Source organism: Fuscovulum sp. (genome assembly GCA_035192965.1).
Lineage (GTDB): Bacteria > Pseudomonadota > Alphaproteobacteria > Rhodobacterales > Rhodobacteraceae > Paragemmobacter.
On the sequence record CP136571.1, the window covers coordinates 2,657,795 to 2,672,305 of the forward strand.

The 14,511-nt window shown below is 66.0% G+C and carries 12 protein-coding genes; 2 read left to right on the plus strand and 10 right to left on the minus strand.

The window, feature by feature from the left end; genetic code table 11:
• The first annotated feature begins 5 nt into the window (after positions 1 to 5).
• Positions 6 to 1,310 carry a pyruvate dehydrogenase complex dihydrolipoamide acetyltransferase gene (locus RSE12_13075; protein WRH61313.1) on the plus strand — a complete coding sequence of 435 codons (1,305 nt, stop codon included), beginning with the start codon at positions 6 to 8 and terminating at the stop codon, positions 1,308 to 1,310.
• A 65-nt stretch (positions 1,311 to 1,375) separates the two neighbouring features.
• Here RSE12_13075 and cysE read toward each other — a convergent pair whose 3' ends face one another.
• The 8 genes from cysE to fabG all read right to left on the minus strand — a co-directional run bounded on the left by cysE (position 1,376) and on the right by fabG (position 12,120).
• Positions 1,376 to 2,194, minus strand: a complete 819-nt coding sequence (cysE, locus tag RSE12_13080; protein ID WRH64820.1) for a serine O-acetyltransferase — start codon at positions 2,192 to 2,194, stop codon at positions 1,376 to 1,378.
• A gap of 332 nt (positions 2,195 to 2,526) precedes the next feature.
• Positions 2,527 to 4,944, minus strand: coding sequence for a phage tail protein (locus tag RSE12_13085; protein WRH61314.1), 2,418 nt, complete (start codon positions 4,942 to 4,944; stop codon positions 2,527 to 2,529).
• Positions 4,892 to 5,221 carry a hypothetical protein gene (locus RSE12_13090; GenBank protein WRH61315.1) on the minus strand — a complete coding sequence of 110 codons (330 nt, stop codon included), beginning with the start codon at positions 5,219 to 5,221 and terminating at the stop codon, positions 4,892 to 4,894. The genes RSE12_13085 and RSE12_13090 overlap by 53 nt, the downstream gene beginning before the upstream one ends.
• Before the next feature lie 181 nt (positions 5,222 to 5,402).
• A complete protein-coding gene (gene mltG / locus RSE12_13095; protein ID WRH61316.1) occupies positions 5,403 to 6,578 on the minus strand; it encodes an endolytic transglycosylase MltG in 1,176 nt (391 codons plus the stop codon).
• Positions 6,578 to 7,852, minus strand: a complete 1,275-nt coding sequence (gene fabF / locus RSE12_13100; protein WRH61317.1) for a beta-ketoacyl-ACP synthase II — start codon at positions 7,850 to 7,852, stop codon at positions 6,578 to 6,580. Before fabF ends, mltG begins: the two co-directional genes overlap by 1 nt.
• A gap of 2,007 nt (positions 7,853 to 9,859) precedes the next feature.
• Positions 9,860 to 10,819 (minus strand): arginase family protein, encoded by a 960-nt coding sequence (locus tag RSE12_13105; GenBank protein WRH61318.1) that lies wholly within the window; start codon positions 10,817 to 10,819, stop codon positions 9,860 to 9,862.
• Positions 10,820 to 10,971: 152 nt separating this feature from the next.
• Complete coding sequence (locus tag RSE12_13110; protein WRH61319.1) at positions 10,972 to 11,205, minus strand: acyl carrier protein; 234 nt, start codon at positions 11,203 to 11,205, stop codon at positions 10,972 to 10,974.
• 177 nt (positions 11,206 to 11,382) lie between these two features.
• On the minus strand, positions 11,383 to 12,120 hold the full coding sequence (gene fabG, locus RSE12_13115; GenBank protein WRH61320.1) for a 3-oxoacyl-[acyl-carrier-protein] reductase: 738 nt from the start codon (positions 12,118 to 12,120) through the stop codon (positions 11,383 to 11,385).
• Between the two features lie 129 nt (positions 12,121 to 12,249).
• On the opposite strand from fabG, the gene RSE12_13120 reads away from it, so the two are divergent.
• Positions 12,250 to 12,933, plus strand: a complete 684-nt coding sequence (locus tag RSE12_13120) for a DUF2726 domain-containing protein (GenBank protein WRH61321.1) — start codon at positions 12,250 to 12,252, stop codon at positions 12,931 to 12,933.
• Here the strand turns inward: RSE12_13120 and RSE12_13125 are convergent.
• Positions 12,930 to 13,406, minus strand: a complete 477-nt coding sequence (locus RSE12_13125; GenBank protein WRH61322.1) for an ASCH domain-containing protein — start codon at positions 13,404 to 13,406, stop codon at positions 12,930 to 12,932. The two genes, RSE12_13120 and RSE12_13125, sit on opposite strands and share 4 nt — an antisense overlap.
• 109 nt (positions 13,407 to 13,515) lie before the next feature.
• Positions 13,516 to 14,451: an ACP S-malonyltransferase gene (gene fabD / locus RSE12_13130; GenBank protein WRH61323.1), complete on the minus strand. Its 936-nt coding sequence runs from the start codon at positions 14,449 to 14,451 to the stop codon at positions 13,516 to 13,518.
• Between the last annotated feature and the right edge of the window lie 60 nt (positions 14,452 to 14,511).

Below are 14,511 nucleotides of genomic sequence, written 5' to 3' on the forward strand. Positions count from 1 at the left end.
GGAAAATGGCTGTTCAAATCCTGATGCCCGCCCTCTCCCCCACGATGGAAGAAGGCACGTTGGCGAAATGGCTGGTGAAAGAGGGCGACGCCGTCAAATCCGGCCAGATCATCGCCGAGATTGAAACCGACAAGGCCACGATGGAGTTCGAGGCCGTCGATGAAGGCGTGATGGGCAAGATCCTGATCGCCGAAGGCACCGCAGGGGTAAAGGTCAACACCCCCATCGCCGTGCTGGTGGAAGATGGCGAATCCGCCGATGCTGCCCCGGCCCCGGCCAAAGCCGCCGCCCCCGCCGCCCCGGCCCCGGTTGCGGCCACGCCAGCCCCGGTTGCCGCAGCACCCGCTGCCACACCCAAAGCCGCAGGCGCGCGCGTCTTCGCCTCACCCCTCGCCCGGCGCATCGCAGCGGACAAGGGCATTGACCTGACGCAGGTGCAGGGTTCCGGCCCGCACGGCCGTATCGTCAAGGCCGATGTCGAAGGAGCGAAACCCGTCGCCGCAGCCCCGGTTGCCGCGGCGGCCGCTCCTGCGGCCTCGGCTCCGGCAGCCCCGGCCACCGGCGGCACCATGCCCACCGGCCCGTCGACCGAAACAGTCCTGAAAATGTATCAGGGCCGCGCCTTCACCGAAGTCGCCCTCGACGGCATGCGCCGCACCATCGCGGCCCGCCTGACCGAAGCCAAACAGACCATCCCGCATTTCTACCTGCGGCGCGACGTGCGGCTGGATAACCTTATGGCTTTCCGCGAACAGCTGAACAAACAGCTGGAAGCGCGCGGGGTGAAGCTTTCGGTCAACGACTTCATCATCAAGGCCGCTGCCTTGGCGCTTCAGGCCGTGCCGGATGCCAACGCCGTCTGGGCAGGTGATCGCATCCTGAAGCTGAAACCGTCCGATGTGGCCGTCGCCGTCGCCATCGAAGGCGGCCTCTTCACCCCGGTCCTCAAGGATGCCGACCAAAAGTCGCTTTCTACGCTGTCGGCTGAGATGAAGGATCTGGCCACTCGCGCGAAAACCAAGAAGCTCGCCCCGCATGAATATCAGGGCGGCAGCTTTGCCATCTCCAACCTCGGGATGATGGGGATCGAAAATTTCGATGCCGTTATCAACCCGCCGCACGGAGCGATCCTTGCCGTGGGCGCGGGCATCAAGAAGCCGGTGGTGATGAAGGATGGCAGCATTGGCGTGGCCACGGTCATGTCCATGACCCTGTCTGTCGATCACCGCGTCATCGACGGCGCGCTCGGCGCACAGCTGATGCAGGCCATCGTGGACAATCTGGAAAACCCGATGGCGATGCTGGCCTGACCGAACGACACAAACAAAAAAGCCCCCGAAAGCAAACGCTTCCGGGGGCTTTTTAACAACCTAGCTCAGTCGCAGTCGACGCAACCCGTCAACTTGTGGTCCATCGAAACGGCCGGTTGTGAACATCCCGCCTCGCCCACGATTTTGGCCGGCACGCCTGCCACCGTCTTCATCGGCGGAATGTCATGCAGCACCACAGACCCGGCCGCGATCCGCGAGCAGTTGCCGATGGTGATGTTCCCCAGAACCTTCGCCCCTGCTCCGATCAGCACGCCATTGCCGATCTTGGGATGCCGGTCGCCATCTTCTTTTCCCGTCCCGCCCAGCGTTACGGAATGCAGCATGGAAACATTGTCCCCCACCACCGCCGTCTCGCCGATCACGATGGAATGGGCATGGTCAATCATCAGCCCCTTGCCCACCTTGGCCGCCGGGTGAATATCCACGCCAAACACCTCGGACACCCGCATCTGCACGAAATAGGCAAGATCCTTGCGCCCCTGTCCCCACAGCCAATGACCGATGCGATAGGCTTGCACCGCCTGATAGCCCTTGAAGAACAGAATCGGCTGGATGAACCGATGGCAGGCCGGATCGCGGTCATAGACCGCCATCAGATCGGCCCGCGCCGCCGCCCCCAGCTCCGGGTCGCTGTCATAGGCCTGATCCGCGATTTCCCGCAGGATCTGCTCGCTCATCTCACCGCTCGCCAGCTTCAGCGAAAACCGATAGGCCAGCGCGCGTTCCATGCTGGAATGGTGCAGCAGGCTGGAATGGATCAGCCCGCCCAAAAGCGGCTCGGCCCGGATCGCCTCCTGCGCCTCGGTGCAGACACGGTCCCAGACCGGATCAACAGCTGTCACTTTCGGTTTGATCTCGGCCATACTGCGCCCTCCATCCAGAACCTTTCTTCTACCATATAGCCGCGGAGGAGGACAGACCAACCATCGTCTTACCTTCCAGAAGAAGACAGCCTCACAAGCCGCCCCAAGCGCCAGCACTGAAGCCGGGCCGTACGCCACCCCCAGCCGCCCCGCATCCGGCCCCAACCGCGACATCAGGCTGCCATTGCCCCAAAGCGGATGCAGACGCCCAAAGCGGCGCAAGTACCGATGTGCGGCATGGGCCTCGGCCACCCGCGCGGCCGCATCCGCCCCCGGATCGCTTGCCAGATAGGCCGCCAGCGCCAGCAGATCCCCCAGCAGAACCCGCCGCATCAGGCCAACGTCACCGCGCGGAACGGCCCCGCCCCGAACCGGGCCGAAAGTTGCGCCACCTCCACTGTCACCGGCGCAGGCCCATCCGCCGCGCGCAGCGCCGCCGTATAGGTCCAGTCGGGCACAGCCACCTCCACCTCGCGCAGCACCTCTGGCCCCCGACGCACGCGCAGAAGATAGGCCTCCCGCTCCTCGCCCAGCGGCACCTCGGTCGACACCCAGCTATCCCCGTCGATCCGCGTGCGCCGCACCCAATGCAGCCGTGTCCCCGCCGCTGCCCGGTCAGCCCGCAGATGCGCCACCGCATAGGGGCGCAGTCCGATCCCATCAAAGGCCAACCGGCGCTCCACCACATCGGGATCGTCAAACCCGCGATCCGCCGCACCAATACGCCATGTCCTCTCCAGCCCCCGCGCACCGGGTGACAGGTCAATCTGAGCCACTGCCGCCGTCATCAGAACCACCTGGCTTCCCGCAGGCCAGAAGGTCGGCATCGCCGCCTCCGTCCCGCATTGCCCGCGCAACCGCTGCGACAACTCCCACGTATCCGCGCCCACAAGGGTGGCCCCTGCAAACTGGAACAACTCCCAGCCATCCGCACTGCCATCCCCGATGGCCGCCAGATTGGCCCCGTTCAGCACTGCCCCTTCCGCCGCCGCCGCCACGGTGCCGCTCGCGAACCGCACCCGCAACGCAGCCCCGCGATCCCACAGCCCCGGCCGCGCTGCCGCCATGGCGTTCTCCGTCTCGCCGATGATCGCCGCCTGCATCGTGACGCCATTCAGCGCAAAGCCATCCGCCCCATCCGCCCCCCACAGCGCCACCCGCCCCGGCCAGGGGCGCGCCGTCACGGCCAGATGCGGCGCATGGGGAACTTCCTGCCCCGTGATCAGCGGCAGGTCGAGGAACAGCGGATAAACCGGCACCGCAGGCAGAAAGGCCGCGATCCCCCCGCGTTCACCCCGGTCCGGTCCTGGCAGATACACCCCCGGCTCCACCCGCGACGCCTCAACAGACAGCGCCCCCGCCTGTTCCATCCGGTCAATGCGCCAACGCCGCCCCGCCAGCCGCACCACATCCCCCACCGCAATGCCCATCGCCGAAGGCGGCAGCGCAAACCGCGCCACATCGCGCCCAACCCGCGCCTCCGACAGCCACCGCTCCGCCATCCGCCGCGCCTCTTCCGGCAACAGCGCCAGCGGCACCTCCTGATCCAGCGCAGCCGCCCCTTCATGGTCGGCACGCAGCACATCCGCCACCAGCCGCCGATACTCCCCCTCGGCATCCAGATAGGCCACGCGCAACCGCCCTGCCGCCTCGGCCTCGGCTGCGCGCTGCACGGTCAGCGCCGCGTCATCACCATCCATGGCAAGTCGGTCGACCGAAACCTCCGCCACAACCCGCGCGTCGCGGCGGCGAAAGGCCAGCCGCCCCTCGCGCTCCGTCGCATCAAACCCGCAGGCCAACATCAAAGGCTGAATCGCCGCCCGCCCGGTCGTCAGACTGTCCAGCGCAAAGCCGCGCACCACGCCCTGCACCCCGTCCAGATCCGGCAAATCCAACCCTGCGCGCCCCACGATTTCCGCCAGCACAGCCTCCACCGGCTGCGCCGTCGCCCGCCCGTTCAACCAATGCCCCCGCGCATGGTTCGGCCCATCGGCCCAAACCTCCTCCCGGAGCGGAAAGGCCGGATAAGGCCGCGCGTCCCAAGCCCAGGCATAGGCATTGCCCATATCCACCATCGGCCCGCCATAGACCGGCGATACCGGGTTGGCCTCCGCCTGCCCCCAATGCGCGGCCATCGCCCGGAAATACTGCATCTGGATCAGGTCATCCCGCATCCCCGCCGAGGCACGGGGCAAAGCCCCCTCCGAGGATGCCGCATCATAAAACAGGTTCGGCTGATTGGTCCCCTTGTCCACCGCCGGGCAGCCATATTCATCCACCCAGGCCGCATCGAATTGCGGCCCGCGCAGGCTTTCGGGATCATGGGCTGACACCACCTGCGCCACCGCCCCGTTGGGCCAGACCAGCCGCTTGCGCCCACCCTCCCAGACCGGGCGGCGATCCGGCGGCGCACAGGCAAGGATTCCGCTCTCCCCGAACACCATCACCTCGCGCACCTGATCCACCGTCTCGCCCACCAGCGCCACCCGCCGCGCCCGCCCGGCATCCAAGGGCCCCGCCCCCTCGACCATCCCGCGCACCCATTCCGCCCCGGCCCGCGTCTTGCCCGCGCCGCGCCCGCCCATGATCACCCATGTCCGCCACGCCCCATCCGGCGCGATCTGATGCGGCAGCGCCCAGAACTCGAACAACCACGGCAGCGCCAGAAAGGCCTCATCGCTCAGCCCGTGCAGGAAATCAGTCACCACTTCCGGAGTCGCGGAGGCGAGCCAGACGGCGCCCGATCTCATCGCGCGCAGCGTCAAGGTCGAGCGTCCGCCCTCCGACGACGCCGGCAACTTGGTTGCGAAGCCTGTCAATTTTCACCCTCTCATCCATCAAGACGGCCAGCGCCGCCTGCAGATCGCGCACCGCCTGCAGCGTGCGCCCCGATCCATCCGCCCCGCTGTCGCGCAAGGCCACCAACGCCGCCGCCACATCTGCCGCCGCCGCGTCAAAGACCCGTAACGCATGGGTCAGAAGCTGTGGCTCGGTCAGGGGCGCGCCGCCCCCGCTTGCATGTTGCATCTGCCACTTCGCCCTCTGCCGGCCCTCCGGCGGAAAAGGAAAAGCGGCCCCGGGTTCCCCCGTGCCGCTTGCCCACCTGTCTCATCATGCAACAATCTATAGACCGGACCGCCCGCCAAAGTCAAGCGTTTTTCCGTTCTGGATCAACGGCTTACCGAACGCCGCTTTAACCGTTTCTTCATCAGTCCTGCACGCCGGTCGCCGCGTCCTCGCCCCGCTCCGCCTCGATGGCCCGCCAGCGCGCGACGTTTTCGTTATGCTCTTCCAGCGTGCGGCCAAAGGCATGTCCCCCGGTGCCATCGGCCACGAAATACAGGTAATCCGTGGTATCCGGGTTCAGCGCCGCCTCAATCGACAACCGCCCCGGATTGGCAATCGGCGTGGGCGGCAGCCCGTCGATGACATAGGTGTTCCACGGCGTTTCGCGCCGCAATTCGCTCTGCCGCAACCCGCGCCCCAACACGCCTTCACCCCGCGTCACGCCGTAGATGACCGTAGGATCCGTCTGCAACCGCATCCCCTGCCGCATCCGGTTCACAAAGACGCTCGCCACCTGCTTGCGCTCCTCGGCGATCCCGGTCTCCTTTTCCACGATCGACGCCATGATCAACGCCTCTTCCGGCGTCTCATAAGGCAGGCCCTCCACCCGCGCCGCCCACAGCTCGGCCAGCGTGGCCGTCTGCCGCGCGGTCATCTCGGCCAGCAACGCGGCCCGGTCCGCACCCCGCGCCACCTCATAGCTGTCGGGGGCCAACGTCCCCTCGGGCGGCACTTCGGCAATCTCGCCCGTCATGAACTCCGCCCGCTTCAGCGCATCCACAACCTGCCAACTGGTCACCCCTTCGGCCAGCGTGATGCGCCAGCGGATATCATCCGCCTCGGCCACATCCAGATACTCCGCCGGTGCCGCCGTCACGGCAGGATCAAAGGCCACCACTTCGACATAGCGGTTCGTCGCCGGGTCCAGCTCACGCAGCACCACCTCGGCACTTGCGACCGAGATCCGGAAATTCACCTCGCGGCCACAGGTGGATTGCCCCCCTGCGGTCAGACTGTCCAGAATCTGCGCCATCGATTGCCCCGGCGTCACCAGATAGGACCCGAATTTCAGCCCATCCGCCTTGCCCGAATAATCCGCCCCGATACGAAAGATGCGCGCATCACTGACCGCACCCTGTTCCTCCAAAGCGCGGCTTACGGCGGAGAGCGATGCCCCCCGTTCCACCCGGAAACAGATCGACTGCTCCAATGGCCCCGGCCCGGCATATTCCTCCCGGCCCCAGGCCAGCAGCCCCGCCGCCGCCACAAGCGCCACAACGAACAGCGTCAGCGCATTGGACGCAATCGCCCGCCACATCAGCCCGCCACCCCATCGGTCACGCGGCCCAGCACAAGGCTGGCATTGGTGCCACCAAAGCCAAAGGAATTGGACAGCGCCACGTCGATCTTGCGCTTGACCGCCTTGTTGGGGGCAAGGTCGAGCTTCGGCGCCACAGCGGGCGTATCAAGGTTGATCGTCGGCGGTGCCACCTGATCCCGGATCGCCAACACGCAGAAGATCGCCTCTACCGCCCCTGCCGCGCCCAGAAGATGCCCGATCGAGGATTTGGTCGATGACATGGTGGCCTTGGCCGCCGCATCACCCATCAGCCGCTCTACCGCGCCCAGTTCGATCGTGTCGGCCATGGTGCTGGTGCCATGGGCATTGATGTAATCCACATCCGCAGGCGTGAGCCCTGCCCGCTTCAAGGCCGCCGCCATGCTGCGATAGCCGCCATCGCCATCTTCGGACGGCGCGGTGATATGATAGGCGTCGCCCGACAGGCCATAGCCCAGCACCTCGGCATAGATCTTGGCCCCGCGCGCCTTGGCATGCTCATATTCTTCCAGCACCACCACACCCGCGCCCTCGCCCATCACAAACCCGTCGCGATCGGCGTCATAGGGGCGGCTGGCCTTGGTCGGGTCATCGGCGCGTTTGGTCGACAGCGCCTTGCAGGCGTTGAACCCGGCAATCCCGATTTCCGAAATCGGGCTTTCTGCGCCGCCGGCGATCATCACATCGGCATCGCCCCACTGGATCAGCCGCGCCGCATCGCCGATGGCATGCGCGCCGGTCGAACAGGCCGTCACCACCGCATGGTTCGGCCCCTTAAAGCCGAAGCGAATGGAAACCTGCCCCGAAATCAGGTTGATCAGCGCGCCGGGAATGAAGAAGGGCGATACCCGCTTGGGGCCCTTTTCCTTGATCAGCACCGCCGTTTCGGCAATCGACGTCAGCCCGCCGATGCCAGAGCCGATCATCACGCCCGTCCGCAGCCGGCTTTCCTCATCCTCGGGCTCCCACCCGGCATCGCGGACGGCTTGCACCGCCGCCGCCATGCCATAGAGGATGAAATCATCCACCTTGCGGCGGTCCTTGGGTTCCATCCAGTCATCCGGGTTGAAACTCCCGTCGCTGCCATCGCCCATCGGGATTTCGCAGGCATATTGCGTCACGACATTGGACGCATCAAAGCGCGTGATCGGCCCGGCACCGGATTGCCCTGCCAGCAACCGGCTCCAGGTTTCCTCCACTCCGCAAGCCAGCGGCGTGACCATCCCCAGACCCGTGACAACGACCCGACGCATTGCGCTCTCCCGCCCAGTTGAAACCGTTCGCGCGGTGATACACGCGCCCATTGCCCCACGCAACCGGCGCCCCGTTCGACAGGGTAATTGCGGCGGATTGCGCCCCGCCTCGCCAGGGTGCGCTGTCCAAAGAGAAAGGGGGCTGTCTGCCCCCTCTTGCCCCGCGCAACGCGCGGGGCAATTCACCCCCGAGGATATTTGCGACAGAGAAGAATGGGCAGAGAAAGGGCTAAGGCCGCCGCATTCCCCCTTTGGCTTCCCGGTTTGGCAGGCCGCGATAAAGCAGAGCCCCCGTCGCAACTGAAAAGCATCAACACGGAAGGCGGACACCTGATCCTTCACCGCCTTCCCCGCGCGTTAACCCTAACGCGTAAGCAACCAATGACATGCTTCCTGAGCATGCTGATCTGGGCACCTTCAAGGGGCGGGCGGAACCCCACATAGGTTTGTCTCGCCCCGTTCAAAGGACGCGCATCCCGCATCGCCTGCCAACACCACTTCGTTAACCCTAACGCCCGATCAATGAGTTGCCCGCCTGCACAACACGCCCTGATGCGCCCCCGAAGGCAGCGTCGCAGCCAATCCAAACCGCGCGCCGTCCTTCGCGCCTTCGTCCCAGGTATACCTTAACGCCCGATCAACGAGTTGCCCGCCTACACAGCCCGTCCAGATGTGCCGCTGAAGGCATCGTCGCAGCCAACCCAAACCGCGTGCCGTCCTTCGCGCCTTCGTCCCAGGTTAAGCTTAACGCCCGATAGACGAGTTGTCCGCCTACACAACCCGACCAGATGTGCCGCCAAGGGTACCGACGTCCTCAACCCAAGCCATACACCCGTCGCCGCGCCTCCACGCGGCGTGAACCCTCATACCTGATTGAGGAATGTCTCGTCTGCACAACCCGCCCAGACGGACAGTCGAGGGTGCCTTCGCCATCAATCCAAGCCACGAGCATTCCCCAAGGCATTCACCGCGCGTTAACCTTAACGCCTGATTGACGAATGTCTCGCCTGCACAACCCGCCCAGACGGACAGTCGAGGGTACAGTCGCCCCCAACCCAAGCCGCGAGCATCCCGCAGGGCCTTCACCGCGCGTTAACCTTAACGCCTGATTGACGAATGTCTCGCCTGCACAACCCGCCCAGACGGACAGTCGAGGGTACAGTCGCCCCCAACCCAAGCCGCGAGCATCCCGCAGGGCCTTCACCGCGCGTTAACCTTAACGCCTGATTGACGAATGTCTCGCCTGCACAACCCGCCCAGACGGACAGTCGAGGGTACAGTCGCCCCCAACCCAAGCCACGAGCATCCCGCAGGGCCTTCACCGCGCGTTAACCTTAACGCCTGCTTGAGGAATGTCTCGCCTGCACAATCCGCCCAGACGGACAGTCGAGGGTACAGTTGCCCCCAACCCAAGCCGCGAGCATTCCCCAGGGTCTTCACCGCGCGTTAACCTTAACGCCTGATTGACGAATGTCTCACCTGCACAACCCGCCCAGACGGACAGTGGAGGTTACAGTCGCCCCCAACCCAAGCCGCGAACATTCCGCAGGGCCTTCATTGCGCGTTACCCTTAATGCCTGATTGACGAATGCCCCAGCCGCACAACCCGCCCAGTCGCGCAGCCGAGGGTACAGTCGCCCTCAATCCAAGCCGTGAGCATCTCCGATGGCCTTCATCGCGCGTTAACCTTAACGCCTGATTGACGAATGCCCCACCTGCACAACCCAACCAGTCGCGCTGCCGAGGGTACTGTCGCCCCGAGCCCAAGCCATGCGCCCTCCAACCCGCGTTACCCCAAACGCGCGCTCATCGGATGGCCCACCTGCACAAGCCGCCCCAACGCATCTACGACGGCAATGACACACCAGCCCAGGCCGCGCACCTTCCGCCACCCCTTCACCCTGCGTTAACCTTAACGCCTGATGACCCCGCCGCGCGTATGCACAGCCGTCTGCACCGGGCGCTGCACCGCGTGCTGCACGGTCAAAACCCGCGCCGAGCGGAAATTTATCCTGCGTCCGCAACCCCTTGCGCCTGTCGGGCGATCACCCCCACCGCGCCCGCCAAAACCTGCGCCGCCACCATCGCGCCCAGCCCATCGATGTCGCGCTCGGGCATGAATTCCACCATGTCGAAGGCCACGATCCGCCCCTTCTCGGCCACCGCACCGATCAGTTCCATCACCTGCCAATAGCTCAATCCCCCCGCCGTCCGGCCAATCGCCGCCGGCATGATCGCGGGGTCCAGCGCATCGACATCCAGACAGATCACCACCTCCGCCCCTTCGGGGATCAGGTCCACCGCGCGCCAGACGCCCGCGCGCGCCACCTCACCCGCCGGGACAAGCTCCACCCCCCAGGCCTGCGCATCCGCCACATCCGCCATCCGTGCCGAACCGATACCGCGTTGGCCCACTTGAACAATCCGCTCCACATGCCCCATCTCGCTCGCCCGCCGCATGGTGGAGGACAGGCCCCAGCGTTCGCCCTGCACCTCATCACGCCAGTCGATATGCGCGTCGATCTGCAAGATCGTCACCCGCCGCCCCGCATCTGCCAAGGCCTGTAACATCGGGATGGGCAGGGAATCATCCCCCCCGATCAGCACCGGCACCGCCCCCGCCGCCAGCACCTGCCCCACCGCCGCCCGCAGCCGTGCCCGGTTGCCGGGGGCGTCCCCCTCTGACACCGCGATATCGCCGGCATCCACCGCCACCACGCCCGGGGGCAGGATCGGTCCGCCCAGATCGAAGTTCATGTGGCCAAGGTTCGCCGCATAGGCCGCCCCCGCCGCCCGGATCGCTGCAGGCCCCCCGGCGCAATAGAACCCGACAGAGGGATAGGGCGTACATCCCGCCGCCCCCAGCAGCACGATCTGCGCGTCTACCATTGCCAGATCGCGGCAGGTGGGAAGGCCCATGAATGTTTCTACCTGCCCTGCCCCGAACATCGCCCCCAAGGTTGCCATCCCGCTCTCCCATTGCCATGCCACGCGTGCAGTCTCGCCCGCACACGGTTGATTCTGCACGCCCTTTCGCGACACGCCATCGCGGCCCCGGAAATGGAAACGGGCGCCCGCGATGGGGCGCCCGTGTCACAACAGCCTTGAACCGAAAAGGGTCAGGCGGCTTCCGAGATGAACTTCACCGCGTCGCCAAAGGTCTGGATCGTTTCGGCGGCGTCATCGGGGATCTCGATCCCGAACTCTTCCTCGAAGGCCATGACCAGTTCGACCGTGTCGAGCGAATCCGCGCCCAGATCGTCGATGAACGAGGCATTCTCGGTCACCTTGTCTTCTTCGACGCCCAGATGCTCGACGACGATCTTCTTCACGCGTGCAGCGATGTCGCTCATGTCATTCCTCTTTCCGTTGCGGGATCGCGTCCCGTTCGTTGTCCCTGCCCCGAAAGGCATCTTCTCCGCGTCCTTTTGCGGAATGACCGGGTTTCATCCCGGCCCGATCGCCGCGCCTATAGCAAGGGCGTTCCCGCAAGGCAAACGCTTTCCATGACCAAAGGTCGCAGCTCAGCTTCAGACCATGTCCATCCCGCCATTCACATGCAAGGTGGCCCCTGTCACATAAGCCGCTTCCGGCGCAGAAAGATAGACCACAGCCGCAGCGATCTCGGCGGGTTCGCCCATCCGCCCCGCCGGCACCGCCGTCAAGATGCGCGCCTTCTGATCCTCGTTCAGCTTGTCGGTCATCGCCGTGGCGATGAACCCGGGCGACACGACATTCACCGTGATCCCCCGGCTTGCCACTTCGGACGCCAGCGATTTCGACAGGCCCAGCAGCCCGGCTTTGGCAGCGGAATAGTTCACCTGACCGCCATTCCCGGTGGTCCCGACAACCGATCCGATATTCACGATCCGCCCCCAGCGCGCTTTCATCATCCCGCGGATGGCCGCGCGGCACAGCCGGAATGTCGCAGTCAGGTTCACGTCCATCACGCTCGCCCAATCGTCGTCGCTCATCCGCATCACCAGCCCGTCGCGCGTGATGCCCGCATTGTTCACCAGGATGTCGACCGATCCCATCGCCTCGGTGGCGCGCTTGACCAGCCCTTCCACCTCTTCTGGCACCGACAGGTTGCAAGGCAGGACATGCGCCCGCCCGCCCAGTTCCGCCGCCAGCGCCTCCAGCGGCTCCACCCGCGTGCCGGAAAGGCCGACCGTGGCCCCCGCCGCGTGCAGCGCGCGCGCAATCTCGGCACCAATGCCGCCAGACGCCCCGGTGATCAGCGCCGCCTTACCCGTCAGATCGAACATCCGTTCGCTCCCTTGCTTCAGAAACTGATGGTTTCCCTAGCAGCATCAATAATTCCACACCAGCCATTGCGCGATGCATCCATTTCCCTCAAATTGAGAATTGGGGGCTTATGCCAAAGGGCAAAAGCCATGTTTGCTGAAGAATTGAAGGCCATTCTCCTTGCGACATTGGTCGCACTCGCGTTCGGCGCCTTGCTGTATCTGCGCCTCTGGCCCCGCAAGCGACGCCGCGCGCGGCGCGCCAAGAACTACAGCACATGGAGCGGTGCCGCCGTTCCGCGCCCCCGTTTGGTGCCGCAGCCGACCCTTCCGCCTGCCCCCGATCTGCACGATCCGGCCCAGCAGCTTCATGCCATCGCGCGGGTCGAATTTGAATGCACGCCCCTTTTGAACCGGCAAGAAGCCCGCCTTCTGCCGCTGCTCGAATCCACCGCCCGCGACGCACAGTCAGGCCACCGCGTGATGGCGCAAACCAGCCTTGGCGAGTTGATCCGCCCCAAAACCGGCACCGCCAGCGAAGATGACCGAACCGCCGCCTTCGCCTCGATCAATTCCAAACGGCTTGATTTCGCGATCATCGACTGCGCCGGTCGGCTTGCGGTGGCGGTCGAATATCAGGGCAGCGGCCATCATCAGGGCACCGCCTTCCTGCGCGATGCGGTGAAACGCGAAGCGATCCGCCGCGCGGGGATCCCCTTCATCGAGGTAGAGCCCGACTTCGACCCCGCCCTCCTGCGCAGCCGCATCACGGGCCTGCTCGCACCGCCAACAGCGGCCGCAGGGGTGACAGACCTGCACAGCCGCCGCGTCTAGCCGCGCGCCGCCAACCTCTCGCGCGCTTCGGCCTCCTCCATCGCCACATGCCCCGGCGCGGCGGCGGCAAGGTCGGCGTCGATCACGGCGATCAGCCGGAACTCCTCCCACCACAGCCACATCTGCGGGTCAAACGGGCCCGCCCGGCCAAAGTATTCCTCATGCGCGATCTGCCAAAAGCGCAGGCTCCCATCGCCCTCGCCTTCCAGCGCGGCAAAGGCCGCGTCGATCGCGTCAAACCGCCTCCGGCCCACGGCCACGGTTTCCATCACCGCAACGGGCCGCGCCCCCACCATGACCGCCCACCGCATCCCCGGCACTGTCGGGTTTTCGTCGCGCCCGTCCCAGACGGTCGCCCGTTTGCGCCCCGCAATCACCAGCGCGGCCAGCCGTTCCTCGATCTCGACCGTCGATCCGAACCGGCAACAGGGCAACCGCCCCCAGCCCGGCACCTCGATCTGCTCCTCGGCCATGCCCATTCTTCTCTGTTCAAATATCCTGCGGGGAAGGCGCCGCTTGCGGCGACGTGGGGCCGCATAGGCCCCATTTCACCTGCGCAACGCCCCGTCGCGCATCACCTGATCAGCCCTTGGCCGCGATCACATCCTCGGGTGTCCCAACGGCGCGCGTCACCACATCGCCCGGCACGATCCGCTTGATCATGCCCGACAACGCCTTGCCTGCCCCGATTTCCCAGAATTCGGTCACGCCCGCGCCCGCCATCCACAGCACCGATTCCCGCCAGCGCACCGCGCCCGTCACCTGCGCCACCAGCAGATCGCGGATGCGGTCCGGCTCGGTTACCGCTTCGGCGCGCACGTTCACCACCACCGGCACGACCGGCTTTTCCACCACCACGGCGGCCAGCGCTTCGGCCATCACATGAGCGGCGGGCTGCATCAACGCGCAATGAAACGGCGCGCTCACCGGCAGAAGGATCGCACGCTTGGCCCCCTTGGCCTTTGCAATCTCCAATGCCCGCTCCACCGCGCCCTTGTGGCCCGACACAACCACCTGCGCGGGGTCATTGTCATTCGCGGCCTGGCACACCTCGCCCTGCGCCGCCTCTGCGGCCACGGCGCTCGCCGTCTCGAAATCCAGCCCCAGCAACGCCGCCATCGCCCCAAGGCCAACCGGCGTCGCCTCCTGCATGGCCTTGCCCCGGATGCGCAACAGCCGCGCCGTATCCGACAGACCCAGCGCCCCCGCCGCACACAACGCCGAGTATTCGCCCAGCGAATGCCCCGCCACAAAGGCCACGTCCTTGGCGATGGTGATCCCCTCCGCCTCCAGCGCCCGCAGCGCGGCAATCGACGTGGCCATCAGCGCGGGCTGCGCATTCTGCGTCAGCGTCAGTTCCGCGATATCGCCCTCCCAGATCAGCGCCGACAGCTTTTCCCCCAGCGCCGCATCCACCTCATCGAACACCGCCCGCGCGGCTGGATAGGCCTCGGCCAGCGCCCGCCCCATCCCGATGGTCTGCGCCCCTTGTCCCGGAAACACGAATGCTCGGCTCATGACCTGCCCCTCTCTTGTCCTCGGGCCCTGTTGCGGCCCCCACCCCGCCTTACCCAAACC